Origin of the sequence: Geomonas agri, assembly GCF_020179605.1 — a bacterium.
Classification (GTDB): Bacteria; Desulfobacterota; Desulfuromonadia; order Geobacterales; family Geobacteraceae; genus Geomonas; species Geomonas agri.
Genome location: NZ_JAINZO010000002.1, coordinates 1,459,222 through 1,485,110 on the forward strand (window position 1 = coordinate 1,459,222; position 25,889 = coordinate 1,485,110).

General features: G+C 61.9%; 23 protein-coding genes, 4 tRNA genes and 1 riboswitch. Of the genes, 5 read left to right on the forward strand and 22 right to left on the reverse strand.

All coding sequences use genetic code 11. The features are described from left to right. Positions 1-10 precede the first annotated feature (10 nt). Positions 11-790, reverse strand: a complete 780-nt coding sequence (gene ygiD / locus K7R21_RS17720; protein ID WP_224984606.1) for a 4,5-DOPA-extradiol-dioxygenase — start codon at positions 788-790, stop codon at positions 11-13. A 408-nt stretch (positions 791-1,198) separates the two neighbouring features. Between ygiD and K7R21_RS17725 the strand changes: the two genes are divergently transcribed. Further along, positions 1,199-1,807: a DUF922 domain-containing protein gene (locus tag K7R21_RS17725; protein WP_224984607.1), complete on the forward strand. Its 609-nt coding sequence runs from the start codon at positions 1,199-1,201 to the stop codon at positions 1,805-1,807. Between the two features lie 61 nt (positions 1,808-1,868). Here the strand turns inward: K7R21_RS17725 and K7R21_RS17730 are convergent, their stop codons facing one another. The 5 genes from K7R21_RS17730 to K7R21_RS17750 all read right to left on the reverse strand — a co-directional run bounded on the left by K7R21_RS17730 (position 1,869) and on the right by K7R21_RS17750 (position 10,331). After that, entirely contained in the window at positions 1,869-2,903 is a 1,035-nt protein-coding gene (locus tag K7R21_RS17730) for a hypothetical protein (protein ID WP_224984608.1), read from the reverse strand. A 571-nt stretch (positions 2,904-3,474) separates the two neighbouring features. After that, positions 3,475-5,070 (reverse strand): hybrid sensor histidine kinase/response regulator, encoded by a 1,596-nt coding sequence (locus K7R21_RS17735; protein ID WP_224984610.1) that lies wholly within the window; start codon positions 5,068-5,070, stop codon positions 3,475-3,477. A 278-nt stretch (positions 5,071-5,348) separates the two neighbouring features. After that, positions 5,349-5,425: riboswitch (cyclic di-GMP riboswitch) on the reverse strand. A 120-nt stretch (positions 5,426-5,545) separates the two neighbouring features. Continuing rightward, positions 5,546-7,483 (reverse strand): Lnb N-terminal periplasmic domain-containing protein, encoded by a 1,938-nt coding sequence (locus K7R21_RS17740; protein ID WP_224984612.1) that lies wholly within the window; start codon positions 7,481-7,483, stop codon positions 5,546-5,548. A gap of 100 nt (positions 7,484-7,583) precedes the next feature. Then, a complete protein-coding gene (locus K7R21_RS17745) occupies positions 7,584-8,054 on the reverse strand; it encodes a DUF3015 family protein (protein WP_224984613.1) in 471 nt (156 codons plus the stop codon). 288 nt (positions 8,055-8,342) lie between these two features. Further along, a complete protein-coding gene (locus K7R21_RS17750) occupies positions 8,343-10,331 on the reverse strand; it encodes a methyl-accepting chemotaxis protein (protein WP_224984614.1) in 1,989 nt (662 codons plus the stop codon). Between the two features lie 75 nt (positions 10,332-10,406). On the opposite strand from K7R21_RS17750, the gene K7R21_RS17755 reads away from it, so the two are divergent. After that, positions 10,407-10,544, forward strand: a complete 138-nt coding sequence (locus K7R21_RS17755; RefSeq protein WP_224984615.1) for a hypothetical protein — start codon at positions 10,407-10,409, stop codon at positions 10,542-10,544. 162 nt (positions 10,545-10,706) lie between these two features. Here K7R21_RS17755 and K7R21_RS17760 read toward each other — a convergent pair whose 3' ends face one another. The 8 genes from K7R21_RS17760 to K7R21_RS17795 all read right to left on the reverse strand — a co-directional run bounded on the left by K7R21_RS17760 (position 10,707) and on the right by K7R21_RS17795 (position 18,097). After that, positions 10,707-12,017 carry an NCS2 family permease gene (locus K7R21_RS17760; RefSeq protein WP_224984616.1) on the reverse strand — a complete coding sequence of 437 codons (1,311 nt, stop codon included), beginning with the start codon at positions 12,015-12,017 and terminating at the stop codon, positions 10,707-10,709. Positions 12,018-12,019: 2 nt separating this feature from the next. Continuing rightward, a complete protein-coding gene (locus tag K7R21_RS17765; protein WP_224984617.1) occupies positions 12,020-12,571 on the reverse strand; it encodes a hypoxanthine-guanine phosphoribosyltransferase in 552 nt (183 codons plus the stop codon). A 139-nt stretch (positions 12,572-12,710) separates the two neighbouring features. Next, positions 12,711-14,282, reverse strand: a complete 1,572-nt coding sequence (locus tag K7R21_RS17770) for an amino acid adenylation domain-containing protein (RefSeq protein WP_224984619.1) — start codon at positions 14,280-14,282, stop codon at positions 12,711-12,713. Between the two features lie 18 nt (positions 14,283-14,300). Beyond that, entirely contained in the window at positions 14,301-15,449 is a 1,149-nt protein-coding gene (locus K7R21_RS17775) for an acyl-CoA dehydrogenase family protein (RefSeq protein ID WP_224984620.1), read from the reverse strand. Positions 15,450-15,475: 26 nt separating this feature from the next. Further along, positions 15,476-16,132: a hypothetical protein gene (locus tag K7R21_RS17780; protein ID WP_224984621.1), complete on the reverse strand. Its 657-nt coding sequence runs from the start codon at positions 16,130-16,132 to the stop codon at positions 15,476-15,478. Positions 16,133-16,152: 20 nt separating this feature from the next. Further along, positions 16,153-17,139 carry an agmatinase family protein gene (locus K7R21_RS17785; RefSeq protein WP_224984622.1) on the reverse strand — a complete coding sequence of 329 codons (987 nt, stop codon included), beginning with the start codon at positions 17,137-17,139 and terminating at the stop codon, positions 16,153-16,155. 24 nt (positions 17,140-17,163) lie between these two features. Further along, positions 17,164-17,814, reverse strand: a complete 651-nt coding sequence (locus tag K7R21_RS17790; RefSeq protein ID WP_224984624.1) for a GNAT family N-acetyltransferase — start codon at positions 17,812-17,814, stop codon at positions 17,164-17,166. Between the two features lie 25 nt (positions 17,815-17,839). Beyond that, positions 17,840-18,097: an acyl carrier protein gene (locus K7R21_RS17795; protein WP_224984625.1), complete on the reverse strand. Its 258-nt coding sequence runs from the start codon at positions 18,095-18,097 to the stop codon at positions 17,840-17,842. A gap of 227 nt (positions 18,098-18,324) precedes the next feature. Here K7R21_RS17795 and K7R21_RS17800 point away from each other — a divergent pair, with 227 nt between their 5' ends. Beyond that, positions 18,325-19,992 (forward strand): radical SAM protein, encoded by a 1,668-nt coding sequence (locus K7R21_RS17800; protein WP_224984626.1) that lies wholly within the window; start codon positions 18,325-18,327, stop codon positions 19,990-19,992. 66 nt (positions 19,993-20,058) lie between these two features. On the opposite strand, the gene elbB is transcribed toward K7R21_RS17800, so the two are convergent. Next, the gene (gene elbB / locus K7R21_RS17805; protein ID WP_224984628.1) at positions 20,059-20,715 is read right to left on the reverse strand and encodes an isoprenoid biosynthesis glyoxalase ElbB; all 657 of its coding nucleotides are present in this window, start codon (positions 20,713-20,715) and stop codon (positions 20,059-20,061) included. A 187-nt stretch (positions 20,716-20,902) separates the two neighbouring features. On the opposite strand from elbB, the gene K7R21_RS17810 reads away from it, so the two are divergent. After that, the gene (locus K7R21_RS17810) at positions 20,903-21,097 is read left to right on the forward strand and encodes a 4Fe-4S dicluster domain-containing protein (RefSeq protein WP_224984630.1); all 195 of its coding nucleotides are present in this window, start codon (positions 20,903-20,905) and stop codon (positions 21,095-21,097) included. Between the two features lie 8 nt (positions 21,098-21,105). Here K7R21_RS17810 and K7R21_RS17815 read toward each other — a convergent pair whose 3' ends face one another. Continuing rightward, the gene (locus K7R21_RS17815) at positions 21,106-22,338 is read right to left on the reverse strand and encodes an MFS transporter (protein WP_224984632.1); all 1,233 of its coding nucleotides are present in this window, start codon (positions 22,336-22,338) and stop codon (positions 21,106-21,108) included. A gap of 171 nt (positions 22,339-22,509) precedes the next feature. Between K7R21_RS17815 and K7R21_RS17820 the strand changes: the two genes are divergently transcribed. Continuing rightward, positions 22,510-22,668, forward strand: a complete 159-nt coding sequence (locus tag K7R21_RS17820) for a hypothetical protein (RefSeq protein WP_224984633.1) — start codon at positions 22,510-22,512, stop codon at positions 22,666-22,668. A gap of 76 nt (positions 22,669-22,744) precedes the next feature. On the opposite strand, the gene K7R21_RS17825 is transcribed toward K7R21_RS17820, so the two are convergent. The 6 genes from K7R21_RS17825 to K7R21_RS17850 form a co-directional block, all read right to left on the reverse strand. Continuing rightward, a tRNA-Glu gene (locus K7R21_RS17825) sits at positions 22,745-22,819 on the reverse strand. Between the two features lie 72 nt (positions 22,820-22,891). Next, positions 22,892-22,967, reverse strand: a tRNA-Lys gene (locus K7R21_RS17830). Between the two features lie 41 nt (positions 22,968-23,008). Beyond that, positions 23,009-23,086, reverse strand: a tRNA-Glu gene (locus K7R21_RS17835). 3 nt (positions 23,087-23,089) lie between these two features. Continuing rightward, positions 23,090-23,165: transfer RNA gene (locus tag K7R21_RS17840), tRNA-Lys, on the reverse strand. A 72-nt stretch (positions 23,166-23,237) separates the two neighbouring features. Then, entirely contained in the window at positions 23,238-24,536 is a 1,299-nt protein-coding gene (locus tag K7R21_RS17845; RefSeq protein ID WP_224984634.1) for an adenylosuccinate synthase, read from the reverse strand. Beyond that, positions 24,529-25,851 carry an ATP phosphoribosyltransferase regulatory subunit gene (locus K7R21_RS17850; RefSeq protein WP_224984636.1) on the reverse strand — a complete coding sequence of 441 codons (1,323 nt, stop codon included), beginning with the start codon at positions 25,849-25,851 and terminating at the stop codon, positions 24,529-24,531. The genes K7R21_RS17845 and K7R21_RS17850 overlap by 8 nt, the downstream gene beginning before the upstream one ends. Positions 25,852-25,889 lie beyond the last annotated feature (38 nt).

Sequence of the window (25,889 nt, forward strand, 5' to 3'; positions counted from 1 at the left end):
GGCTTGGCGGCTAGCCGACCCGGACCGCCAGCATGGAGATGGAGCCGCCGTCGATTCCCTGCACCGGGAAGGTGATCTGCTCCTCCCCCTGTCTGGTCGCCAGCACGTACAGAAGCGGCAGGTAATGGTCCGGCGTGGGGATCGAGAGCCGGGCATCCTCGCCCAGCGTCTCGTACGCCACTAGGGGAGCGTGATCCCCGGCCAGCATCAACTCCCTCGCCCTCGCTTCGAAGCGCACCGCCCACTGGTAGGGCTCGGCAAGGTGTTTCCCCCAAGCATAGCTGTGCAGGTTGTGCACGAGGTTGCCGCTGCCGACGATGAGGATCCCCTCCTCGCGCAGCGAGGCGAGCTTCCTGCCCAGGTCGTAGTGGAACTGCGCCGGTTGCGTCTCGTCGATGCTCAGCTGCAGCACCGGTATGTCTGCCTCGGGATAGAGGTGGCACAAAACGGCCCAGGTGCCGTGGTCGAGACCCCAGCTGTCATCCCCCTGCACCTCCAGCGGAGAGAGCAGGCGCTGCAGCCGGCGGGCAAGGTCCGGAGCGCCCGGAGCGGGATAGCTCATCCGGTACAGTTCCGGCGGGAATCCGCCGAAGTCGTGGATGGTGCGGGGGCTTTCGTTGACGGTAACCGCGGTGCCAGGGCGGTACCAGTGGGCGGAAACGCAGACGATCGCCTTCGGGCGCGGTATGGTTTGCCCTAAGCGGCGCCACCCTTCGGTGTAGTCGTTGTGGGCCAGCGCGTTCATCGGGTTGCCATGGCCCAGAAAGAGTGCAGGCATTGTTGAGGGCATGTCAGGCTCCTTTCCTCTAAAGAGATCCTATAGTTGTACCCGCTTCTGCGCCGTGGTGCAATAGCTGCGGCGTAGCCCCCGTCTTCGCAGCCCTCTCTTGCAAAACAGCTCAAAAAGGGGCGCCTGAACTGCGTACGCGTTGTGGAGATATATAGCGGCGAGGACACCATCAACGCCAAGGCCGGCTTTGTCGCAGCCGCCAGCTTCTCGGCCAACCTTGAGGGGCGGACTGCTAGTCACTGGCTGCCGCGGTGTTATCTGAAGCGGCACGCTTGCCGGCAATGATGGAGGTTGTGCAGCTAAAGTCCCGATTCACCGAAGTTTGTGACCTCGGTCACCCCTGAATGGTGCCTGTTAGGGTATGGTTACTCCACGTTTGCCATCCTATACTCAGGAGTCCGTATCTGCATGATGCACCGCCTCATAGCTGGCGCAGGGATCACCCTGCTCTTTCTGGTCTGCTCCGCCCCCCTGTTTGCTTCAGATACGGCTTCCTGCGAACTGAAGGTGAGAGAAGGTTACCGCTTTTATGACATAAGTGGGAAAACCCTCGACGATCTGGTACACGAGATCACTCTCAATGGAACCAAGTGGAACGATGGCAAAGTGTACTCCGCCATGACCAACTGGGATATTCACTACAAGTATGACGTCGCCTGCCAAAATGGCCGTTACTCTGTCAAATCCGCAGCCACCCGCGTGGACATCGTGTACAACATGCCCCGTCTCAATCTTGCCACCTGTGCCCCGGAACTGGTCGGTATCTGGAACAACTACCTGACCCACCTGCAGGGACACGAGTTCGGCCACAAGGACTTGGCGGTGAAGGCCGCCTCGGAGGTGAACGAGATGTTCGGCACGCTCCCCAGTTTCTCCAGCGAAGAGGAACTAGCCGCGGAGATCACCAGGCGCACCGAAGAGAAGTTCAAGCAGTTGAAGGAGATCCAGGTCGCGTATGACCACGATACCAGGCATGGCGAAACCCAGGGTGCCGTGCTGGTGGCGGGATCGCACTAAAAAGGGGCTACAGGCCCCGCCCGTAACCCCTTTCCTGCCTTACCTCTCTGCTGTTTCTGTCTTACCTGCCACTACCGCCGGTCCCCGTACCGGTGCCGCCAGTGCCGGTACCCGTGGTGCCACCCGTACCGGTGCCCATACCGCCAGTACCCATAGAGCCGGTACCCATAGAGCCGGTGCCGCCAGTCCCCGTAGTGCCTGTACCAGTGGTGCCGGTACCCATGTTACCTGTTCCCATGGAACCTGTGCCGGTAGTGCCGCCGGTCCCCTGGTTATAGTAGCTGCCGCCGGTTCCTTGGTTCATGGTGCCGCCGGTGCCGCGATCCATGGTGCCGCCGCTGCCCCTGGTTCCTTGGTCATAGTAGCTGCCGCCGGTTCCCTGGTTCAGGGAGCCACCCGTGCCGGTGCCGTAGTAGCTGCCGCCGGTGCCCTGGTTGTAACTGCCACCCTGGTTATAACCACTGCCACCCTGGTTGTAGGTGCCGGTACCCGGGTTCAGGGTGCCTCCCGCGCCAGTGCCGCTGGTCCCCTGGTTGTAGTAGCTACCGCCGGTGCCCTCGTTCACGTAACCGCCGGCTCCTGTGCCCGTGACACCCTGGTTATAGCCCCTGTCCAGGGTGCCACCCATACCGCTGCCGGTGCCGGTGCCGTAATAGCTGCCGCCACTGCCCTGGTTGTAGGAACCACCCTGGTAGGATCCGCCTTGGTTATAGGTGCCTGTGCCTCTTTGGTCTAAGCTGCTGCCGGTACTGCCGCCCACCGTTCCGCCTGCACCGGTGCCCATGCCGCTACCCGATTCCGGTCCCAACCGCTCGACGGTGAAGTCCGGCCGTACCGTGGTCCTGGCCCCTGTTCCGCTGGGGAGTGTGGTGCTGTAGCCCTGTATGCTGCCACCGCCGGAGGAACCGGAGACCGTGCCGCTCCTGTGGGAGGTTTTTTTATGGTGGGTCATTCCGGCTTTATGTGTTGCCCCGGATTTGTGCGTCATCTTGTTGCACTGGGACCTTGAACCGGCAGCATAGCTCGTGCCTGTGGTCATGCCCATCATGCCCATCACGGCGATTGTGGTGAATAGCAACCTTCTCACTGTTCTCATAATTGGACCTCCGTTCCCGGTCCGATGCGACCGGGAGCACCGCCTGCGTCATTTGCAGAAAGGCCTTTATGGTCCTTGCGGTGCCACGTCTGGGGTTGTATACAAACCGTTGCTGCTGATCTCAACTTACCATAAGGTATTAAAAAAAGCCAATCTTGTCTTGGCGGCGCGGCGGCTGTAATGCCCTGTATTAGCTGGATATTGGAAATAGCAGGATGCTTGGCGCCGGTGCGGCGGTTTGTTGCGCTGCACAAAAAACAGGCACGGCGGGCTCGTGAGGGAAATGGGGCCGGCAGGACATGCACCGGCGCGCTCAAGGGGGGATACCGATCAGAGTTCGACGAGGTAATCGGCCTCGCTGGTGGTCGAGTTGCTGCTGTTCAGGTAGGGGGGCTCAGGGAGTATGACGATGGGGGCGGGGCCGCTGCCGAGGCGCTGCAACTGGTCCGGTATGGGGTGTTGTTTGATTGGCGACGGCTAATTGTGTCGGGTGCCAGGCAGGCGACAACCGGTGAGGGCTGTTTTTGAGAGAAGGCCGGTGTAGTGGAAGGATGGACGCGAGAAGGGGCTACTACCCGCTGCCCGCGGCATCACGCAGCTTGCGGAGCATGAAACGCATCTGTTCCCTGTTGTAGGGCTTGGGGAGAAATGCCGCATTGGGATCACTGTCGATGAAAGGGGAAACTTCTTTTTTGCCGTAGCCGCTGCAGAAGAGGATGGGAAGTGAGGCGGCTTCCCGGCGCAGCTCCTGGTACGCTTCAACACCGTCCATCTCGGGCATGGTCAGGTCCATCAGGACAACGTCAATATCCCGGGAGTGCTCGCGATAGACCTCCAGCGCCTCACGACCATTGCAGGCCGTGATGACGCTCAGGCCCAGGCCGTTCAGGAGCACGGTGCCGACCTGGCGCAGTTCCGGTTCGTCGTCAACCAGCAGGACTGTCCCTTCCAGCCGTTCCGGCGATTGCATCGGCAGTTCGGCGGCTGGGGCAGCGCCCCGATGGGACGACGAGGCGGGGCACGTCGGGAAGAAGATTGTGAACGTGGAGCCTTCCCCAAGGGCGCTGGCAAGTTGCAGGGCTCCATTGTGGCTTCTGATAATGCCCATGGTGGCGGACATCCCAAGGCCGCGCCCGGTGAACTTGGTGCTGAAGAAAGGGTCAAAAACCCGCTGGCGGGTCTCCTCACTCATGCCACAACCGTCGTCGCTGACCTCGAGGCAGACGTAGGAGCCCGGGGCGATGGCATTGCCGAACGCGTCGCAGCTTCCATCATCCGCGGTAACGGTGTGCCCGGCAAGGGAGATGCCGACGGTCCCTTTGTGATCCCCGATGGCCTCCACTGCGTTGACCACCAGGTTCATGATGATCTGCTGTACCTGCCCTTGGTCGCCCTTGATCAGCGAGAGGTCCGGCTCCATCAGGTACTTGAAAGACACCTTCTTCTTGAAGGCGGGTTGGAGCATGCTCACCACCTCGCGCACCTGGGCGTTGAGGTCTATTTCCGTTTGCACTAGGGGGCTTTTGCCCGCGTAGTTGAGCATCTGGCGGCACAGGTCGGCGGCACGGTTCCCCGCCTGTTCGATCTGCTCCAGGTGCTTATGCACCTCGAAGGGAGAGGCCATGCGAGCCATGGCGCAGTGCCCGAGGATAATGGTCAGGATGTTGTTGAAGTCGTGGGCGATGCCGCCGGAGAGGACACCGAGGCTTTCCAGCCTCTGGGTTTGCTGCAGGTGCTGTTCCAGGGCGAGCCGGTATTCCTCGGCCTTCTTGCGTTCGGTGACGTCCCGGGCAACGTGCACGCAGGCAGTGATCTCGCCTAGTTCGTTGTATAAGGGAGAGACAGAGATCTCGAAGAAGCCGCCCAGGTGCCGTTCTTCCATTTCCACGTGAGGAGCTTCGCCGTCCTGAAGCAGTTTCAGAAAAGGACAGGTGCCGGGGACATCGCCGATCTCGTGGAACAGTTCATAGCACTTGCGGCCCGGGATCTCGGCGGGGCGCATGCCGAGGCGCTCGGCCATGGCGCGGTTGGCGCGGGTGATGGTGTGTTGGGTGTCGGTGATGAAAATGAGGTCGGGGACGGCGTCGAAGGTGAGTTCCCATTCCCTTTTGCCGCGGCTGAGTGCTTCGTAGAGAAACTGAGTGGTCAGATCGCCATCTACTGACATGCCATCACCCCCAAATTGGGAAGAAAGCGTTGCTGGAGCGGTCGGCCTTCCCGGGCCCTACACTGCAGGTGCATGCCGGGTTGCAAGGGAATGATAAGGCTGCCGCAGTCAAGCTCCGGTTTCATGAGGGCTCCCGTGATGTGACGCCTGCCGGAGAGCGGGGGGGATGCCGTGACGGAACCAAGGAGCAAGCGATGCATGGCCTATCTTTCCTCCGGGTTGCATTCCATCATCTGCACTGGACGCAAAAAAGCCGGGGCAGAATATCTGAATGATATTTCGGCAACCCGGCTGTCTCAGTGAGACCCAATAGGCTTTCCGCCCCATCCTCGCGGATGGTTGAGTATTATCGTGTATCTTGTTGATGTATTTAATTTTTGTCCATTATGCTCTTTGCCCCTCGCTAAGTCAATCTGCTGACAGCGGCGAACGACTCAATCCCGGTGAGTTGAATCACTAAAAGAGAGTTTTTTTGTCAAAAATAGTAGTTCCATAGCAAGTTGTGATCAGGAAAAGTATGACCTGAGACATCACCGAAGCTCATGCTAAGGGTCAGGCTCTGATGCTGTGCCAGTCGGAAATTCTGTGCCAGCGTAGCCTTGAGAGATATACGCTCGTCTCCAACGACGTACCAAAAGGCGGATGCTTCAAGGCTCACCTTCCACCACTCCCTTACCTGCTCAAGCCATCCCAGGCTGATCCCGGGCGCCACTGCCACGGTGCCGCGCAAGTGCCTACCGCCATCGACGTCAACCTCGGCGAAACCGTACACGATCCCTGACAGGGGGGACCTGCGGGCGACGCCCCCGCCGCTGTTCACCCTGAAGATGAGAGAGTCCCTGCCGTTCTCCATGACCTCGGTGTCCCAGCCGGCGGCAACCTTCCACGATAACGGCTTGAAGATGCGGTCGCGGGGGGCGGTGGAGAGGATGTCCAAGAGGTGCAGGGTATGCAGCCGCGGGCGTCCCGTTTCCGGCACGTAGTCGACTCGGGTATCGAAGAACTTGATCTGTGCCCCCCTGAGGTAGCTTTGATCCGGATCGAGCAGTCCGTGGAATTCAGGCTGCAGATGGATAGCCGCGTACCAGTCTCCCCGGCGCACGCCTCCACCCAGCCCGACCTTGGAGGTGTGATGCCCGGCATCAGGGGGCTCAGGGGGCGTGACGGCGTAGGCGGTTTCGTTCCCCGTCCCGAGTGCACTGCGCTGGGCCAGGATCTTCAGGTAGAGCCTGGAGTAATCATCCTGCTCCAACTCCTTGCGGGCAAGACGTAACTGCACCAGCTCCGCAGCGAGGTCCAGTACCTCTCTCTTGGCCTGATCCGTCATGGCCACCACATCGAGGCTTGCCGGGGCGCGCTTTCCCAGGGACAGTTCCAGGGCGGCCTGCTGTCCATGGTCGTCGAGCAGCGACGCGACCTTCACGATGCGTGCACCCTGAGACGGGCGATAGACCGCCGGTTCCAGGATGCCGCTCTCTTTGGCGATCTCGATAGTGTTGGTGGGGTGAACAATAAGCCCGGTGCGGTCGGAGAGGTGCAACGTGGGGCGGGCAGCCTCAATCAGAAACAGCAGGTTGTACGAGCAGTTCTCGTCCAGGAAATAGTAGTCGGAGGCGATCCGCTGCAGTTCCAGGGCGTGCTGCAGCAGCTTGTTCACCTCCTCCCGGGAAAGCTTCAGGCGGTACTCCCACATGTCCCGGTGTTCCAGGTCGCTGTACTCCTTAACCTTCTGGTAGTACGGCATCAGGGAGTAGTACCCCTTGTACAGCCCGGTGAGCCCCTTGAACGCATAGAGAAAGCCGTTGGCGTCGTTGGCGTCGGCCGCGTAATTCACGGCATAGGAGATGAGGTTACTCTTGCTGGAGCCGTCGATTCTGATCAGGGTGTGGCCGAACATGGAGGCGGGGCTGTTGATGTGCCCCACCGGGAACACCAGCACGGCCGAGCGCGCATCGATGGTCCTGATCTGTTCCTGCTGCTCCGAGCACATCGGTGTCGGGAGCCGGGCCGGGTCGATGGCGAGTTCCTCGCTGAGCCACGCCAGGCGCGCGGGAAAGCGGCAGATGGGATGTTCCCCGTCCGGCGCGTCTGGCTGGAAAAACGCGGACAGCGTAGCGGACAGCTCGGCGGCGGGGTCGGTCCTGCCGGTCGGAGCGAGGAAAAAGTTGGCGTCGGAGATACGGCTTACGGTGCCGCCGGTGAAGGTCGTCTTGTAGTGCAGCAGGATCTGCCAGGGGCGCTGCTCCCAGAGGCGCCTGGCTTGGGCTTCTCCGATCAGTTGGTCACGGTAGCGGAGGTCGGCCGCCGGGAGGGCGGCAACTGGGACAGTGAGGTCGGCAGCCGTCACGGGGAGGCTGGGGGAAATGAGCAGCAGCAGGAGGGGGAGGACGCGGCGCAGCAGGGTCATGTTCATTCCAGTGTTCATCACAGGGGTGGTGGAGGCATGCTCAAGAGACCAAAAAAGGGTGCACAGTGGTTGCTGTGCACCCCAGGTCACGTATGTGCCGGCAGGATCAGTTGTTGGTTACCGTCACGACGTTGTCGATGACTTCGGCCATCACGATCTTGTCGGATGTGAAGATCTTGCCGAAGTTGGCCTGCAGCTTCGCCTTGTAGGCGTCGCTCTGGGGGGAGGGAACCCCCATCATCTCGACGAAGGTGTCCAGGGTTTCGCCTTTGCCCATGGCGATGTCCTTGGCCAGGTTGTCCATGTTGGCACGGACGAACTGGTTCAGCTTCTCGTTCTGCACGATTTTACCGGGCTTGGTGCACTCGGAGGTACCCGAGGTGATGCCGAAGGTCTGGGTGCCCGAGGTGCCGTTGGTGGTCGATTGCAGGATCTCGAACAGGATCGAGCCATCGGCCTTGTTCTCCCACAGCATCGTGCCGAGGCCGCACCCGGTGTTGGTGTGTGCCTGGCCAGCAGCAAAGGCGGAACCGGTGATCAAAAGAGTCAGTGCGAATGCCAACATCAGCTTTTTCATGGGTGTTCTCCTTTTTTAGAAAATTTTAACCAAGTATATGGACCTCTGCGCAACTGTCAACTCGAGGTCTGAAAAAGATAAAGCCACTTTTTAAAAGCCGGTGCGATAAAGGCGGGAGTCACTTCCGCGGAAATGCCCAAAACAGCGCAAAATAATGCGAGCCTCCCCTGTAAAGAGAAGGCTCGCATGTCGTTTTTTACTGCAGGACGGTACCTGCAAGTAACGGGTATTTTACTTTCTCAAGCGCGATGCTGGTAGTGATGGTTCCCCCCTTCCCGTTGCTGGTGGCTATGCGAGTTTGAAGCGCCCCACGATCTGTTGCAGTTCGGCGGCGAGGCCTGACATGTGTGTTGCTGCCTTGGCCGTCTCGTGGGCGCCTCCTGCCGTCTCGGAAACGACGTCGGTTATGGTGCCGATGTTGGCCGTGATCTCGCCGGTCACGGCAGTCTGCTGTTCGGCCGCGGTGGCGATCTGGTGGATTTGTGAGGTGAGTTCGTTGATGGCGTTCATGATGTCGTCCAGCGCTGCACCGGAGCGACGCGAGCTTTCCATGCCGGATTCGACTTCCTGCACCCCGAGTTTCATGCTCCCCACGGCGCCGTTGGTGTCGCTCTGGATCGCTTTGATCATCGCGCCGATCTCCTTGGTCGCCCGCGTGGTCCGCTCGGCAAGGGCCCGGACCTCGTCTGCTACCACCGCGAAGCCCCGGCCCTGCTCGCCGGCCCGGGCCGCCTCTATCGCCGCGTTGAGGGCGAGGAGGTTAGTCTGGTCGGCGATGTCCTCGATGGTCCCCACGATAGCGCCGATCTCGTCCGAGCGGGTGCCCAGGTTCTGGACCGTCTGTGCCGATTCTTTCACCCGCTCGGCTATCTTCTGCATCCCGACCAAGGTCTGCTGCACCACCTGCGCGCCGCCGCGGGCGGTGTCGCTGGCACGGTTGGAGGACTCAGCGGCCTGGGAGCAATTGCTCGAGATGTCGTTGGATGTGGCACTCATCTCTTCGCTGGCAGTCGCCACCGTTCCGGACTGTGCCGCCACTTCTTCGGCAGCGGTCGCGATCTGCACAGCTGTGGCGCTCAGTTGCTGGCACGAGACTGAAAGCTGGCCGGTGTTTCGTGACAGCTGGGAGACGATGCCGTGCACGTTGTCGATGAAGCGGTTGAACCAGGTGCTTACCTCGCCCAACTCGTCCTTGCGGCCGACTTCGAGTCGCCTGGTCAGGTCTCCCTCGCCCTCGGCAATGTCCTTGAGCATGCCGAGCATCCGTTTAAGCGGCCGCGTGATGCCCAGGGAGATGAAGGCGCCGATCAGGCAGGTACCGAGGCTGGCTGCGCCCGCCAGGACCAGGCTGAGGATCAGGGTCAGCCGCGCGTCGTGGGCGAGCCCGCTGGCCGTTGACAGAATCTCCGTGGTTAGTACGTCCTCGACCTGCTTCATGGTGTCGATCTTTTCAGTGATCACCGGGAACCAGCTCTCCGCCGGGACCCCGAAGTGGCCGGAGAGTCCCTTGGAGAGCACAGTGCCCCTGATCTCCTCGACTTTGCCGAATACCGGAGCTTTCACTTTCTCCTCGTAGGCGGCTACCGCCTGCGGGGACGCAAACTTGCGGAACAGGTCCAGGTAGTCCTGCTGAGCCGCGAGGATAGTCATGGTGCGCTGCAGCTTCTCTTGGTCCAGTACGTCCGCTGCCAGCACCGCGTTCAGGGTGGCACGCTCCTTCCCGGTTTCTTCCTTGGCTTTTACGAAGCTGTAGTAGGCGGTGGCCTGGCGCATCACCTCACGCTTGCCGCTGGTGGTGGCCACAGCGGCCACGACATCGATGTACGAGTTGATCAGACCTGTGTAGAAGGTGTAGGCCTGGGCGCCGGTGACCTGGAGGGTGTCGATGCCGGCGCGGGTCTCCTTGAGCTTGCCGATGGCACTGCCTGCGGCCTGAAGGCTTTGCTTCACCACTGCCACCGACGCCTCGTTCTTCTCAAGGAAGGCTGCAACGGCATCGATCTCGTGGTCAACCTTGGCGCGCTGCCCTGCCAGCTCCTCGCGGAACTTGCTGCCCTTGGCGTTGAGGTAGCCGGAGGTGTAACCGCGCTCTTTCTGGATCTGGTGCGACAGCTCGCCCACCTGAACCGCGAGAGCGGTCAATTTCTGAGTCTGGACCAGCCCCTGCAGGGCCGCGTAGTCCTTCTTGGCGTTGTAAATAGAAAACAAGACCATCCCGAGCACCGGGACGGCGATCATCAGCAAGAGCTTGGTGCGGATTTTTAGATTCTGAAACATGATGGGCCCCTTCCTTTAGTTGCGCGGGTTAATCCAGCCTTCTATCCCGCGCCAGGGCGCGACTGGCGGCGCCTTATGATAGTACTGCTTCTGTCGTTGATTTTCGTTTTCATTTATCGGCGTGTTGAACGAAATACTTTAGGGAAAAATTTAGCGCTGGTGGCGATGGGGATGGAAGTGATCGTTGGTGGTTGGTGGGACGTGCAGGCTTAGGCGCTGTTGGCTCGCAGGTGTGGGGGCAAGTCTTAGGGGGCAAGTATGGGGGCAAGCACGGGTTCAGGCCGGGGAGCAGGCGCGGGACCGGGACATAAAAAAAGCCGCCGCTCCCCGTGGCGGGAGCGGCGGCTTGCCGTTTGACGGCCGGTTCGGCGAAGACTACTTGGCGCCGAACAGGAAGTAGGAGAGGGAGAGCAGCGCCAGAACCCACATGCCGCCCTTCATTTCCTTGATGCGGCCGGTGGCCCCCTTCATGAGCGGGTAGGCGATGAAGCCCGCGGTCATGCCGACGCCGATGTTGTAGGTGAAGATCATCAGCACCACGGTCAGGAACGCCGGTACCAGTTCGGTGAAGTCGTCGAAGTCGATCTTCGCCAGCGGGCTGATCATGTAGGAGCCGATCACGATCAGGGCGATGCCGTAAGCATGCGCCGGGACGATGGTGAACAGCGGAGCGAAGAAGAGCGCCAGCAGGAAGAACAGGGCGGTGACCAGGGCGGTGAAGCCGGTGCGACCACCTTCCTCGATGCCTGCCGCGGACTCGATGTAGGCGCCGGTGGTGGTGGTGCCCAGCAGCGGTGCCGCCACGGTAGCGAGAGCGTCCGCCAGCATCGGCTTCTCGATCTCGGGGAGGTTGCCGTTGTCATCCAAGAGGTCGGCGCGCATGGAGAGGCCTAGCAGGGTGCCGACGGTGTCGAGGAAGGCCATGATGAAAATGGTCAGGATGATCGGGAAGAAGCTCGGATTGAGCGCGCCCGCGAAGTCGAGCTTGAACAGGATCGGGGTGATGTCCGGCGGCATGCTGACGAAGGATTGCGGCAGCGGGGTCACCTTGAGGATGATGGAGGCGATGGTGGTGACCACGATGCCGATCATCATGGAGCCGAGCACCTTGCGGGAGATGAGCACCACGGTGAAGAGCAGGCCGAAGACGGCGAGGAGCACGGAAGGCTGGGACAGATCCCCCAGTTTTACCGGCGCGCCCGGGACACCCAGCACCACGATGCCGGTTTCGTTGAGGCCGATGAAGGTCAGGAACAGGCCGATGCCGGTGGCGAAGGCGCATTTAAGCGACAGCGGGATGGACTCTGCGAGCCAGCTCCGAACTTTGAACAGGGTGAGCAGGGTGAAGATGACGCCGGCGAAGAAGACGGCGGCCAGCGCGGTCTGCCAGGTGTAACCCATGACCTTGACCACGACGAAGGCGATGAACGCATTCTCGCTCATATACGGGGCGATGGCGAAGGGGCGGTTGGCGAAGAAGGCCATAAGCACGGTGCCGAACACGGCGGCAATGATGGTGGCGGTGGTAGAGGGCCCGCGCGGGATGCCGGCGTTCTCGAGGATGGCCGGGTTGACGATGATGATGTACGCCATGGTGAGGAAGGTTGTGAGACCGGCGATGATCTCGCGCTTCATACTGGTGCCGAAACGTTGGAACTGGAAGTAGGTGGCTATACGGGAGGTCATTGCTAGTTTTGCTCCTTCATTGCGTAGAGTGCGGGCAGATTGCGCCAGTATCCTGCTATGTCCATGCCGCATCCGAACAGGAAGCGGTCTTCAACCTCCAGCCCGACGAAGTCGGCCTTGGCACCGGGTGCCTTCCGGTCGTGGATCTTGTCAACCAGGACGGCGGTGTAGACCGCGGCGGCCCCCTCCTCCTGGCAAAACTTGGTGATCTCGGCAAGCGTCACCCCTTCGTCCAGGATGTCGTCGATCAAGAGCACCGTGCGCCCCTTCAGGGAGCGTTCCGGCTTGACCTTCCAAAGCAGGTTGCCACCGAACATCTCAGCGCCGTAACGGGTCGCGTGGAGGTAATCCAGCTCGAGGGCAAAGGGGAGCTTGTCCACCAGTTTGCCGGTCACGAACAGCCCGCCGTTCATGATGCAGAACGCTATCGGGTCGGTCCCCGCCAGGCGCTCCGCGATTTCCCGCGCCATACGTGACAGCGCCTCCTCGACTTCCTGCTCCGACCTCAGACAGTCAGCCTTCTGGCGAATGTCCTCCATGTCTTTGAGTACCATTTCCGCTCCTTCGGAACATTTGTTTAAAGCCGCCGAACCATAGCAGATTTGTCGTGTAAAAACAACTAATTGAACTTTCATTAGTTGAGGTTGCCCGTATACGGGCTTTAGGGCGGGGATGATGCGGGTGAAAGGGGGGTCAAGGGGTAAATTCTCGCTCCAAGGCCTTGCGGTCAATCTTGCTGTTGGAGGTGACCGGTAGGGCCGGCCGGCAGATAATTCGCTCTGGAATCATATACTTAGGTAGGTGCGCTCCACACAGTCCGATGAGGTCCGCCGTTTCCAGGATTGCGCCCTCGGCGTGGGAGACGTAGGCTACGATGCGGCTGCCGGTGAGCTCGTCGGGGATGGCGATCACCGCCGCCTGCCTGATTTCGGGATGGCTGTTCAGGACCACCTCGATTTCGTCAAGTTCCACACGGAAGCCCTTGCTCTTCACCATGTGGTCCTTGCGCCCAGAGAATACGAAGTTGCCGCCGTCGTCCAAGCGTACCAGATCGCCGGTCCGGTAGGCCCTGGCGTGGCTGGCGGGATTGCGGGGGTCCGGAGTGAAGTGGGCGGCGGTGCGGACGGGATCGTTCCAGTAACCAAGGGCAACCGTCGCGCCCAGGACGTACAATTCCCCCTCGCGCCCGGGTTCGGTCACCACCTCTCCTTCCTCGTCGATGGCGAAGACCTCGAAGTTGGGGAAGGGGGTTCCGATCGGTATCTTCCAGGCTTCCTGCGGAAGCTGTTCAGGGACCCGGAAAAAGAGCGAGGAGTTGGCCTCGGTCTGGCCGTAGATGTTGTAGAAGGCGGCGGCCGGCATGAAGCGCTTGAGGACCTTCAGGTACTTGACCGGCATCAGGTCGCCCGAGAAGTGAACCAGGCGCAGCCGTGGCAGTGTGAGCCGCTCCAGGGCCCCCTGGTCGGCCAACTTAGTCAGCACCGACGCCACCGAGTTCCATACCGTGATCTCTTCGCGCTCAAGGAACTCGGCGAGCCGCACCGGGAATGCGGAGAGCGCCTCAGGCACCAGCACCACTGTCCCGCCGCCCTTGATGGCGCAGAAGATGTCGAAAATGGAGAGGTCGAAGTGCAGCGGCGCGTGGTTGGCGAGGCGGTCGCCTGCGCCTATGGCGAAGAACTCCGTCGCCATGTCAATGAAGGTGAGGGCGTTCAGGTGGGAGATGACCACGCCCTTGGGAGAGCCGGTAGAGCCGGAGGTGTGCAGGATGTAGGCGGGGGACACGCCGCATACCTGCGGAGATAGTGGTGGACGTGGTTGCGGCTCCAGACTGTCCCAGGCGATTAGCTCTACCGTGGGGAGTGCGCAGCAGGGTGTCGTTACCACCGCCTGCTCCAGTTTCAGCCCTTCGCCCCCCTCCAGGATGATCCGTTCCAAGTGCTCCGCCGAGGCGACGGCGAGCCGTATTCCGCAATGGTTGATGATGGAGCAGAGCCGCGGCGCGGGAGACGCGGGATCGAGCGGCACGTAGACCGCACCGGCCTTGAGGATGGCGAAGACCGCGACGATGCATTCGATGGACTTGTTGAGGAGGATGCCCACCCGGTCGCCGCGCCTGACACCGTGGCCGATCAAAAGGGCAGCCAGCCCGTTGCTTGTTTCATCCAGTTCCCGGTAGGAGAGCGCCCGGTCCTTGAACAGCACGGCCTGCCGTTCCGCGAACCTTGCCGCACTGTGGGTCAAAAGCTGTTGCAGCAGGTACATGGCGTTCTCTCTTTGCCCCTAGAGCCCCAGGAAGCTGGCGATGATGTTGCGCTGGATCTCTGATGTACCGGAATAGATCTTCCCGGCGATGGCGTCGCGCAGGTTGCGCTCGAAGTCGAATTCGGTGGAATAGCCGTAGGCGCCATGGATCTGAAGTGCGTCGGTGGCGTTTTGCACGTAGCTCTCGCTGATGAAGAGCTTGGCCATGGCTGATTCCAAGGGCGCCCGTCGCCCGGCGCTTTTCAGTCCGGCAACCCGGTGCAGCATGAGGCGGGAGAGTTCGACACGCAGCTTCATGTCTGCGATCTTGTGCGATACCGACTGGCACTTGCCGATTGCCTGGCCGAACTGGCGCCGCTGCCGGGCATACTCGACGCACTCCTCAAGGATCTTATCCATGGCCCCGAGGTGGGCGGCGAAGAGGCAACTCCGCTCCCATTCCATCTCGGAGTTGAAGATGGCGGCGCCGCTTCCCTCCGCTCCCAACCGGTTTTCCTCGGGGACCTCGCACTCCTCCAGGAAGACCTCACCCAAGGGGCAGGTCCTGAGCCCCATGGTCTCCAGGGGGCGTCCCACGGAAAAACCCGGGGTTCCCTTCTCCACGATGAAAGCAGAGACGCCGGCGAAACCCTTGCGTGGGTCGGTGACGGCAAAGACCAGCAGGAGGTCGGCTATCGGGGCGTTGGTGATAAAGGTCTTGGAGCCGTTAAGGAGGTAGTGATCACCGCGCTTCTCGGCCCGGCAGCGCATGCTGAAGGCGTCGGACCCAGCTTCCGGCTCGGTCATGGCGTGCCCCCCCTTGGCTTCCCCGGAGATGAGACGGGGTAGGTATCTTTCTCGTTGTTGGGGGGTGCCGAAGCGGTGGATAGGGGATTCGCAGGTCCAGATATGGGAGTTGAGCGAGAAGATGAGGCCGCTGTCGAGGCAGGCGTAGCCGAGCCCTTCCATGGTGGCGACGGCAGTCATGGTGTCCAGCCCGAGCCCGCCGTACTCCTCGGGCATGGTGATGCCGGGGATGCCGAACTCGGCGCATTTACGCCATCCCTCTTCGGAGAATTCGCAGCGCTTCTCGCGCTCCTTGGCCCCCTGGTTCAGGTTGCGCCGGGCGAACTCGATGGCCATCTGTTTGAAATTTTCCTGGTCGGTGGTGAAGCCGGTCGTGTCCATGTGCGCCTCGCGGGCCGGCTGCGGCCTTACAAGGTGAAGAAGATAGAGGCGAGGCCGTAGTGGGGAGGTCGCCCCGCCTCCTGCTTCAACACGTTGAAGGTGCCGATGGAAACTTGTTGCAGTTCTTTGATAGCTGCGATGTAGCGGTTGCGGGCCTGCTCGTCCAGGGAGCTTTTTAGCCCCTCGCAGGCGTAGATCAGGCATTTAAGCGGGCGTTCAACATGGGGGAGGAGGCACCCCCGTGGCCCCAGATGGGCGCAGCGTGCTGCGGGAGGACGTGCTGTCCGCTCGCTCGGGTGTCCTGGCTCCAAGCGCCGGCATGCCGCCCCCAGCCGCATGCGCAGGTACTCCGCCAAAGGCGGTGCAGGCTGGCTGGCGTACCCAGTGACACTGCAGCCAGTGTGCCGGCGCAGCCAGTAATCGATGGCGGTGAAATAGTTTTCGGCGGGTTCCCGGCAGCAGCCCCCTTGGCACCGGTCGCAGCGGGCATAGGAGGGGAGGTTCAGGGAGGCGATGGCGAGCTGGGTGGCAACCCGGTCCCGGTTCAGCTGCTCCAGGGCCTCGCGGGCCGGTGGCGACAGCTCGTGGTCCTGGTTCAGCAGGTCGTGGCTCAGACTGGCCACGCGCTGGAACATGCGGTATGGCCTGGAAAAGTGCCAGAAGTTCTGGAAGTCCCGGCGCATGTCACTCCCCCGCTGCCCGCTCAGCCTTGGTCACGCTTGCGCTGGGCCACTCCTGACAGCGCATAGATCATGGCCCAGGCAGCCAGGTGCGAGGAGTAGCCGTGCGGGTCCTGTCCCGGGTAGACCTCGACGAAGTCGAGCCCGTCGATGCCTGAGCGCCCGATGGTCTGGAGCGCAGGGAGCAGTTCCGTGGGCAAAAGCCCGTTGAAGTCGGCGGGGCCGCCCGGGTTGTAGCCGGCATCGATGCAGTCGCTGCAGATGGTGACGAAGACGTGCCGGGTCTTTTCATGGGCGATGGCGATTGCCTCCTGGGTCACCTCCACCATCCCCCGCTCACGGATCTCCTTGGTGGTGAAGATGTGCGCCCCCATGCTGCGGGCGTACTCATACTGCGCCGGTGAATTCCTCGGGCCCCTGATCCCCATGTGTACGATACTCTCCTTGCGCACGTGGGGGAGTTGCGCGATCCGGTGCAGCGGGCCGCAACGCGGGAAGAGGTCGGCTCCGAATGACTTGGCGTTGTCCAGGTGGGCGTCGAAGTGGATGATGCCGATCTCTCCCTGGCCAGCCTCGCCGAGCGCCCTAACGATCTCGGGGGTGAAGGAGTGGTCGCCGCCCAGCACGAAGGGAATGCTGTGACTGCGGTAGACACCCAGCATCGCCTTATGCACGTTAGCCATGGTCTCGACCGGGTCATTGGGGTTGACCGGGACGTCCCCCATGTCCCCCAACTGCAGATGGTCGAACAGGTCGATCTCGTACTCGGGCAGGAAACCGCCGTAGCGCGCCGATGCATGCCTGATGCTGCGCGGTGCGAGCTCGCAACTGCTGAAGGAACCCCAGGTCACGGTCCCCTCCCAGGGGACCCCCGCTACGATGACGTCGCAGCCGGCCGGGAGGTTGCGCGGGTCGAGCACCGGGACGCCGAGGAACGACGGGGTGTCCCCGTACACCCTTGGCAGGGATGCTTTTCGATTGGGAACCATGGGGATCTCTTTGCTGTTCATGGTGGCTCCTTTGCGGTCACGCCCCTAGCGTGTGCCGTGGACGGTTACGTACAGCTTTTTCGACAGCAGCAGGCGCGTCGCCCTGACGCGCCTGAGTTCGCGCCAGCGCAGGGTCCGATGCACCCAGAGCGCCGGTACGTTATCGGCCCAGAAGAACCCGTAGGCCTTGGTCACTCCCCTCTTTTTCAGTAAGTGCAGCATGCCGTTTTGCAGGGCCGCAGCGATATTCCCGCCACGGTGTGCCGGGTCCACGAACATGTCGAAGGTGTAGGCCTCCCCGGGGTGGCACCGTATCCCCAGCCATTGTTCGTCGGGGTGGCTGCCGGGGCCTGGACCCTGTTGACAGTCTGCGCACCAGACGTCTCCGACCACCGTGTTTCCCTTCACCAAGCCAAAGCCGCGGTACCCCTTGCCGAGGTAGCTGAGCGCCTTCAGGTACCTGCTCTGGAACCGGTACCTGAGGTGCCGTTCCCCGAGGAGTTCCCCGCTCAGTTCCATCACGGCTTCGTCGGCAGGGCGGGTGAAGTCGGTGACCGGGCGCAGTGCGTCGAGCGCTATCTCCACTGGCACCGCAACCCGGTTCAGGTAGAAGATTTCCCCCAGCAGGCTGCGCCAACCGGAGATGAGAACCTTCTCGTGGGCCTGCACCAGTCGCATCTTGCAGTACTGAAACATCAGTTCCCCCAACGCTCGAGTGCCGCTACTCCTTGGCCGTAAGTTTGACATTTATGAACTGCGCCACTGCCGATATGGTTTCGAAATGCTCGGGCACTATCTCGGTGTCCGAGATCTGTACTCCGAATTCCTTTTCCAGGTAGGCAATCAGTCTTTGCACCCCCAGGGAATCGACGATCCCCTTGTCTATGAGGGAGTCGGAAGGAGAGAGGGTGGCTTTGGGGCCGGGACCTGCCATCTCGTTTTCTATGAACGATCTGATGGTATCGGTGTAATCGGTCATCGCTTCCTCCTCACTCACGGGTGGGCCGGTGCGTGCTCTATCGGCGCTGCGGCACACCTGCTTCGTCCGGGGTCCGGGGTGACTCCGGTGTGGCGGTTTATGGTTGGTGTATTTTTATTACACAATTGTAATCTTTGGCACGCACCTTAGTGTACAGTTGCGCGATTGGCTGTCAAGGGTGGTCTTTTTTGTTCCACTGGGGTGGGCAAAGATGGTACCTTTGCGCAATGTCGTGGAAGATAATCGAAAGAAAGCGGACCCTGCTCGCCGGTGAAAGCGGCCCCGGGCGCGGCAAAAGCGGCGGGCGTCTCTCCTGCTGCCTGGTCTACCCCAACCGCTATCATTCCGCCATGAGCAACCTCGGCTTCCAGGCCGTCCATGCCATGGTGAACGCGCAGCCGGAGGTGAGCTGCGACCGCGCCTACCTGCCCGACCGGGACGAACTGGAGGAACTGCAAAGGACGCGGGGAACGCTCCTGTCGCTGGAGACGCAGCGCCCCCTTTCCTCGTTCGACTTGGTCGCCTTTTCCATCTCCTTCGAAAGCGACTACCTCAATCTCCCGGCCATCTTCCGGCTGGCCGGCATTGAACCCTACGCGGCCAAGCGGTCACCGTTGCAGCCGCTGGTCCTGGCTGGCGGAGCGGCCCTTTTCCTGAACCCCGAGCCGGTCGCCCCGTTCCTCGACCTGGTCTGCATTGGCGAGGCAGAACCAACGCTCCCCCCCCTGCTGGAGCTGATGAAGCGGGGGGCGCCGTCGCGCCAGGAGCTGCTGTTCGAGGCAGCGCAACTCCCGGGGATCTACGTCCCCTCGCTGTACCAGCCGCAGTATGACGGACCGCGACAGGTTGCCTGGCAACCCGCTCCCGGAGCTCCCGCCAAGGTGCGGCGCGTCTGGGACCCGGATCCGAACAGCCGGCCGACCGTCACCGAGATTCACACCGAGGCCACCGAGTTCTCCGGGATGCACCTGGTGGAGATCTCCCGCGGCTGCCCGCGCGCCTGTCGTTTCTGCGCCGCCGGCTTCATCTATCTCCCCTACCGGACCCGCTCGCCGGAACTGGTGCGCAGCGAGGTGCTCAAGGGGGTGGCCCAGGGCAGAAAGGTCGGGCTGGTGGCAGCGGCGGTCTCGGACTACGCCGGGATCGGAGACCTCTGCTGCGACATCGTCGCCGCCGGAGGAAAATTTTCGGTCTCATCCTTCCGCATCGATCACTTGGACGGTCGCATGATCGAGGCACTCAAAGCCAGCGGCCAGAAGTCAGTGGCGCTGGCGCCCGAGGGGGGCTCGCAGCGGTTGCGCGACCTGGTCAAGAAGGGGATCAACGAGGACCAGATTCTGGCGGCCTGCGACATGCTGGTGAGCCACGACATCCTGAATCTGAAGCTCTACTTCATCATCGGGCTGCCGACGGAAACCCAGGCCGACTTAGAGGAACTGGTGGCGCTGGTACAGAAGATTCGGGAACGGGTCGTCGCTGCCGCCAAGGAGAACCGGCGCCTGGGGGAGATACAGCTTTCAGTGAACCCCTTCATCCCCAAGCCCTTCACCCCCTTCCAGTGGTGCGCCATGGAACCGGTCAAATCGTTGGAAAAGAAGTGGAAGTTCCTGCAGAAGGAGCTAGGTCGCGTGTCCAACCTGAAGCTGCAGATGGAAAGCCCGCGCGAGGCGTTCCAGCAGGCGCTTTTGTCCCGTGGCGACCGCAGGCTGGCGGAGTTGTTGGTGGCCGCGGACCGGCTGGGGAACTGGAAGGAAGCGCTGCGGGAGCAGCAGCTCGATGCCGAGGCGTTGGTGAACCGGGAGATAGCGCTGGAGGAGATGCTCCCCTGGGATTTCATCGACGGAGGTGATACCGAGCGGTTGCAGCGGGAGTACCGGAAGGCGCTTGAGGGCTGACAAGTGGGAAAAGGAAACGGCGGCAGGGAGATCCCTGCCGCCGTTTTAGAATCTAACTGCGGAGCACTACTTGATCAGTTCCAGGGTAGCTTTGATGGCCTTCTCGATACCCTTGCCGGCTTCGGCGATGCCGCCGGCCAGCATGTAGGCAGGAGTAGAGACGATCAGGTTGTCGCGATCGATAACGCAGTCGGTGGCCGGGCACTCGATGTGGCTGCTGCCGGTGCCGTTGATGGCCTGGGCGGTGCCGGCATCGTTACCGATGGTGAGCTTGGGAGCGAGGTCCTTGCCCAAGGCAAGGGCGACCACGGCCGGGGCGATGCAGATGGCGCAGATCGGCTTCTTGGCCGCCGCCATGTCGCGTATCAGTTTGAGCACGTCCGGCTGCACGCTCCCCTTGGGCCCCTCGAAGGCGAAGCTGCACAGGTTCTTGGCCGCCCCGAAACCGCCGGGGAGGACGATGGCATCGAGCTCTTCCGCCTTGGCGGTCTTCACGTCGGCGATGTCGCCGCGCGCGATGCGTGCCGCCTCGACCAGCACCTTCCGCTTGGCGCCGGTGTCCTGCATGGTCAGGTGGTTTACTTCGTCCAGCTCGATGTCCGGGGCGAAGCAGACCGCCTTGGCGCCGCTGTTGTCGATGGCGAGCAGGGTCAGCACCGCCTCGTGAATTTCACTTCCGTCACGCACGCCGCAGCCGGAAAGTATTACGCCGATCTTCTTCATGCAGAGGCCTCCTGTCTTGTAGTTTGCAGTCCGATTGCGATATTCTATGCGGGATGTCGGCTCTGTGCAAGCGGTTTGAACGCCCGTTAATAGAGGGGCTGTGTCATAACGTCAAACTGGCGGCTGACGTGATCTCGACACTTCATGCCTGTGCCGCGGTGCCACACAAACTGTGATTAACCCAGCTATGACAAAAACGAGAGAACCTGACATTGACGCCACGCGCTGCACCGGTTGCGGCCGTTGTGTCGCAGCCTGCCCCGGCCGGCTGCTCACCCTGGAGGTCGTCGGTTACCGCAAGTACGCCTTGCTGGTGAGGCCGCGTTACTGCGACGGCTGCCTCGCCTGCGTTGCCGCCTGCCCGGTACGCGCCATCTCCTGAACCCAGCCTCACTCCCCCAGTTTGTCCACCTGCAGCAGCCTCGGAAAGAGCTTCATCCACAACAGAACAACCACCATGGTGCCGACCCCGCCGATCAGCACCGCCGGCACCGTGCCGAAGAGCGCCGCGGTGACCCCTGACTCGAACTCCCCCAACTGGTTCGAAGTGCCGATGAACATGGAGTTGACAGCGCTTACCCTGCCGCGCATCTCGTCCGGCGTCTCGATCTGCACCAGGGAGGCGCGGATCACCACGCTCACGATGTCCGCCGCGCCCAGCGCCATCAGGGCGGCCATGGAGAGCGGGAACGAGGTAGAGACGCCGAAGACCACGGTGGCAACGCCGAAGAGGAACACACTCAGGAACATGATGCGCCCCACCCGGTGCCGCAGCGGGTGGCGGGCGAGAAACAGCGAGACCCCCAGCGCCCCCAGGGCCGGGGAAGCGCGCAGAAGACCAAGGCCGAGCGGTCCGGTATGCAGGATGTCCCGGGCGAAGACGGGGAGGAGGGCCGTTGCGCCCCCGAGGAGCACCGCGAAGAGGTCGAGCGAGATGGCGCCCAGGATCTCCTGCCGGCTCTTGATGAAGGCGATGCCTGCGAAGACGGAGCGCACCGTGGCCGGTTCGCGGGGAACGGGGGCGCGGTCAAGGCGGATGCGGGACAAGAGGAGGCTCGCGGCGAAGAAAAGGAAGGCGGCACTGGCATAGACCGTGGTCGGCCCGAGGGCATAGAGGAGGCCCCCCAGTGCCGGCCCGGCGATGCTGGCGGTCTGGTTGGCGGAGGCGGACCAGGCCGAGGCGCGCGGGATGAGCTCCTGCGGCACCAGCCACGGCACAAGTGCCAGCATGGTTGGACCCTCGAAGGCGCGCAGCGCCCCGGCGACGAACACGATGGCGAGGATAGCATCCTTGCCCAGCCAGCCGCCATGGGAGCCCAAGGCAAGCAGTACCAGCGCGAGGCCTTCAAGGACTTGGCAGGCGCCGGCGATGCGCCTTCGGTCGTAGCGGTCGGCAACGTGGCCGACCGCCAGCGTCAGCAGGAACATGGGGAGAAACTGGGCCAGGCCAACCAATCCCAGGTAGAAGACGGAGCCGGTGAGTGCGTAGATCTGCCACCCCACGGCGACCGCCTGCATCTGCAGCGCGATGGACGAACAGACGCGCGCCAGCCAGAAAAGCCGGAACGGTCGGTGCCGCAACACTGATTGTTGGAAGTCTGCTGCCTCAACGGTGGATGTCATAGCAAGGGGATCCGGTTTGTTACTGGCAGTGCACCTGACGCGTGACAATATCTACCTTTTGCACCACTCTTGTAAATGACTTTCCCGCTGTTGACAACAGGGTTCTTTAACCTACTCTTCAAATGGTGGCACGGTCACCGGAAATTCTGGTGCAGGCAAAGGAGGAAGGTCATGCTTTACTTCATCAAGCACAATATCATCCACACCCATCCGGTAGCCAAGGGGTGCACAGCTGTCTATGAGCAGGAACAGCTGCGCGACACGGTGCCGTACGAGGTGCAGGAGTGTCCTTACTGTATGAAGGTCTGGCCGGGCAAGAAGGAAGAGTGAGACCGGGAAGAACTGAAGCAGACGGCAGGAATGAGAAAAGGCCGCATCCCGAGAGGGAAGCGGCCTTTTCCTTTGATGGTGATCCCAAGGGGACTTGAACCCCTGTTACCGACGTGAAAGGCCGGTGTCCTAACCACTAGACGATGGGACCAAATTGTTGCATCCCGTCCCATCAGGGTTGGGGGCTGTCGCAAGGCCCAGTCATGCGACAGTGGAAAAAGGGTGGTGAGCCGCGTTGGGATCGAACCAACGACCACCTGATTAAAAGTCAGGTGCTCTACCAACTGAGCTAGCGGCTCGCTTAAGCTTTGTGCCGAGGCACAAGCGCTGTTTGTTTGAGTGGCGTCCCCAGCCGGATTTGAACCGGCGTCGCCGCCGTGAAAGGGCGGTGTCCTGGGCCGGGCTAGACGATGGGGACGGGTGGTGAGCCGCGTTGGGATCGAACCAACGACCACCTGATTAAAAGTCAGGTGCTCTACCAACTGAGCTAGCGGCTCAAACAGTGCAGCGAAGCAAGAACAACCTTATAGCAAATCGGTTTCTGCCAGTCAACACTTTTTATTAAAAAATCAGGCGCGCTCGAACGGGTTCCTGAGCACGATTGTTTCGCTACGGCGCGGGCCGACGGAAACCAGCACCACCGGGGCGCCGGACAGCGCCTCGACGCGCTTAACGTAGTCCTGGGCGTTCTTGGGCAGTTCGGCGATGCTCTTCGCGCCGGTGATGTCCTCGGCCCAGCCGGGGAGTTCCTCGTAGACCGGGGTGCACTGCTCCATCACCTCGAGGCTGGCCGGGATCTCGTCCAGGATCTGGTTGTTGTACTTGTAGCCGGTGCAGACCTTGATGGTGTCAAGGCCGGTGAGGACATCAAGCTTGGTGATGGCGATGCCGGAGAGACCGTTGATGCGTACGGCGTAGCGGGCCACCAGCGCATCGAACCAGCCGCAGCGGCGCGGACGGCCGGTGGTGGAGCCGAACTCGCGGCCGGCCTGGCGCAGCGCCTCGCCGGTCTCGTCAAGAAGTTCGGTCGGGAACGGGCCGCTACCGACGCGGGTTGCGTAGGCCTTGGAGATGCCGATCACCTCGTGGATTTCCCTCGGGGACACGCCGGAACCAGTGCAGGCGCCGCCGGAGCAGGTGGAGGAGGAGGTGACGTACGGGTAGGTGCCGTGGTCGACGTCGAGCAGGGTTCCCTGTGCGCCTTCGAAGAGCAGGCTCTTGCCCGCCTTGATCTCCTTGTGCAGCAAGAGCGAAGTATCAGCAGCATACTTCCTCAGTACTTCAGCGTACCCCATGTACTCGTTGTAGATTTCTTCGAAGGTGAACGGCTCGTCACCGAGCAACTGGGTGAGGATAAGGTTCTTCTCGTCCAGCACCTCTTTCACCTTGCGGGTGAATGCCTTCTCGTCCAAAAGGTCCATGAGGCGGATGCCGCGGCGGCCGATCTTGTCCTCGTAGGCGGGCCCGATGCCGCGGCCTGTGGTGCCGATTTTCTTGGCGCCGGAGTTCCGCTCGCGGGCGATGTCGATGCGCTTGTGGTACGGCATGATGATGTGCAGCGCCTCGGAGAGAAGCAGCATGCTGTCATCCTTGAGGTACCCGTTGTTCTTGAGACGGGTGATCTCCATGATGAAGACTTCCGGGTCGAGCACGACGCCGTTGCCGATCACGCAGCGTTTGCCCTCGTGCAGGATGCCGGACGGGATCAGGTGCAGGATGACCTTCTCGTCCCCGACCACCAGCGTGTGGCCGGCGTTGTTGCCGCCCTGGTAACGTACTACGTCGTCGGCGTACTCCGTATAGATGTCGACGACCTTGCCTTTGCCCTCATCGCCCCACTGGGCACCAATTACAACGACGTTAGCCATGATTCTCCCCTTGCAGATCGAATTTCAAATCGAGACCTTTATCGAACAACTCCTGCTTGCTCACGGTTACGGCGCGACGGTCGGCGACCCTGACCAGGTAAAGCTGGTCGGCCGCGCATTCTTCGGCACCGATCACCAGGAGCATCCGGATGTCCATCTTCTTGGCGTACTCAAGCGAGCTCTCGAAGTCACGCTTGATGATGTCCCTGGCGCAGGTGAAGCCGAGGCTTCTCAGTTTCTGCGCCACTTCCAGCGCCTCGCGGCGCTCGTCCTTCTTGTTGAAGACAAGGAAGTCGCGGCTGCTGGATGCCTCGACCTCCGGCCGCTTGGCCATGCTGGCCAAAAGCGCCAGGATGTTGAAGGCGAACCCTGTTGCGTGCGCCGGATAGCCGTACTTCGCGGTCAGGTCGTCGTAGCGCCCGCCGCTGCAGACCGCCTCGCCGATGCCGGGGACGAATCCCTCGAAGGTGATGCCGGTGTGGTAGTCAAGGCCGCGGATCTCACCCAGGTCGATGGTGAGGTGGTCAGCGACGCCGTAGATGTCGAGGATCTCAACCACCTGGCTGATGTTCTCCAGCGCCTTGCGCGAGCGCTCGTTGCCGGCGATACGGGCGGCTTCCTTGAGAACCTCGCGGCCGCCGTAGAGTCGCGGTAGCAGAGCGATCTCTTCCTTGACCCGGTCGGGAGCGCCGGCCGCCTCGAGGATGGAGCGTGCCGCGGTGACTTCTTTCTTGCTGATAGCTTCCTGCAGTTGGCGTTGCACCTCGCGGGACAGCCCGGAAGCGTCCATGATGCCGCGGTAGAAATCCACCTGCCCGAGATCGATCTTGAAGCCGGTGAAGCCGAGGTTCTTAAGCACCTCGACAGCCATAGCCACCATCTCGGCGTCCGCCTCGGGCGAGTTCAGCCCAATCAGTTCCACGCCGGACTGGAAGATCTCGCGGCTTCTGCCGGACTGCATCTGCGCCTGCCTGAGCACGCGACCGGAATAATAGATACGGTGGGGCAGGGGGAGCGAGTGCATCCTGGTGGCGACGATGCGCGCCACCTGCGGCGTAATGTCCGGCGGGATGGCCAGGAGTCGGCCGGTTTGGCGGTCGTCGAAGCGGAAGGTCTTGCTGCGCAGTTCGTCACCCATGCCCAGGGCGAGCACGTCTTCGAACTCGAGCAGCGGGGTGATCATGCGCCGGAAGCCCCAGAGTTCGAAGACTCGGTGGATGCTGTCGGCGATGAAGGTGATCTTGTCGGCAGTTTCCGGGAGAAAATCGCTTACCCCTTTGGGGAGGGGTGCTTCAATGCATGCGGGGTTGGTCACGGGTCGTCCTAACGTCCGGGAGTACCGGCAGTCCGGCA

What these genes read in the sequence shown, in the direction of transcription:
- K7R21_RS17755 (WP_224984615.1), top strand. Translation starts at nt 10,407, where the DNA reads ATGATAGTACTGCTTCTGTCGTTGATTTTCGTTTTCATTTATCGGCGT.
- K7R21_RS17785 (WP_224984622.1), bottom strand. Translation starts at nt 17,139, where the DNA reads ATGAACAGCAAAGAGATCCCCATGGTTCCCAATCGAAAAGCATCCCTG.
- K7R21_RS17765 (WP_224984617.1), bottom strand. Translation starts at nt 12,571, where the DNA reads ATGGTACTCAAAGACATGGAGGACATTCGCCAGAAGGCTGACTGTCTG.
- K7R21_RS17795 (WP_224984625.1), bottom strand. Translation starts at nt 18,097, where the DNA reads ATGACCGATTACACCGATACCATCAGATCGTTCATAGAAAACGAGATG.
- ygiD (WP_224984606.1), bottom strand. Translation starts at nt 790, where the DNA reads ATGCCCTCAACAATGCCTGCACTCTTTCTGGGCCATGGCAACCCGATG.
- K7R21_RS17740 (WP_224984612.1), bottom strand. Translation starts at nt 7,483, where the DNA reads ATGAACATGACCCTGCTGCGCCGCGTCCTCCCCCTCCTGCTGCTGCTC.
- K7R21_RS17775 (WP_224984620.1), bottom strand. Translation starts at nt 15,449, where the DNA reads ATGGACACGACCGGCTTCACCACCGACCAGGAAAATTTCAAACAGATG.
- K7R21_RS17800 (WP_224984626.1), top strand. Translation starts at nt 18,325, where the DNA reads ATGTCGTGGAAGATAATCGAAAGAAAGCGGACCCTGCTCGCCGGTGAA.
- K7R21_RS17730 (WP_224984608.1), bottom strand. Translation starts at nt 2,903, where the DNA reads ATGAGAACAGTGAGAAGGTTGCTATTCACCACAATCGCCGTGATGGGC.
- K7R21_RS17820 (WP_224984633.1), top strand. Translation starts at nt 22,510, where the DNA reads ATGCTTTACTTCATCAAGCACAATATCATCCACACCCATCCGGTAGCC.
- K7R21_RS17750 (WP_224984614.1), bottom strand. Translation starts at nt 10,331, where the DNA reads ATGTTTCAGAATCTAAAAATCCGCACCAAGCTCTTGCTGATGATCGCC.
- K7R21_RS17735 (WP_224984610.1), bottom strand. Translation starts at nt 5,070, where the DNA reads ATGTCAGTAGATGGCGATCTGACCACTCAGTTTCTCTACGAAGCACTC.
- K7R21_RS17745 (WP_224984613.1), bottom strand. Translation starts at nt 8,054, where the DNA reads ATGAAAAAGCTGATGTTGGCATTCGCACTGACTCTTTTGATCACCGGT.
- K7R21_RS17780 (WP_224984621.1), bottom strand. Translation starts at nt 16,132, where the DNA reads ATGCGCCGGGACTTCCAGAACTTCTGGCACTTTTCCAGGCCATACCGC.
- K7R21_RS17790 (WP_224984624.1), bottom strand. Translation starts at nt 17,814, where the DNA reads ATGTTTCAGTACTGCAAGATGCGACTGGTGCAGGCCCACGAGAAGGTT.
- K7R21_RS17815 (WP_224984632.1), bottom strand. Translation starts at nt 22,338, where the DNA reads ATGACATCCACCGTTGAGGCAGCAGACTTCCAACAATCAGTGTTGCGG.
- K7R21_RS17760 (WP_224984616.1), bottom strand. Translation starts at nt 12,017, where the DNA reads ATGACCTCCCGTATAGCCACCTACTTCCAGTTCCAACGTTTCGGCACC.
- elbB (WP_224984628.1), bottom strand. Translation starts at nt 20,715, where the DNA reads ATGAAGAAGATCGGCGTAATACTTTCCGGCTGCGGCGTGCGTGACGGA.
- K7R21_RS17770 (WP_224984619.1), bottom strand. Translation starts at nt 14,282, where the DNA reads ATGTACCTGCTGCAACAGCTTTTGACCCACAGTGCGGCAAGGTTCGCG.
- K7R21_RS17725 (WP_224984607.1), top strand. Translation starts at nt 1,199, where the DNA reads ATGATGCACCGCCTCATAGCTGGCGCAGGGATCACCCTGCTCTTTCTG.
- K7R21_RS17810 (WP_224984630.1), top strand. Translation starts at nt 20,903, where the DNA reads ATGACAAAAACGAGAGAACCTGACATTGACGCCACGCGCTGCACCGGT.
- K7R21_RS17845 (WP_224984634.1), bottom strand. Translation starts at nt 24,536, where the DNA reads ATGGCTAACGTCGTTGTAATTGGTGCCCAGTGGGGCGATGAGGGCAAA.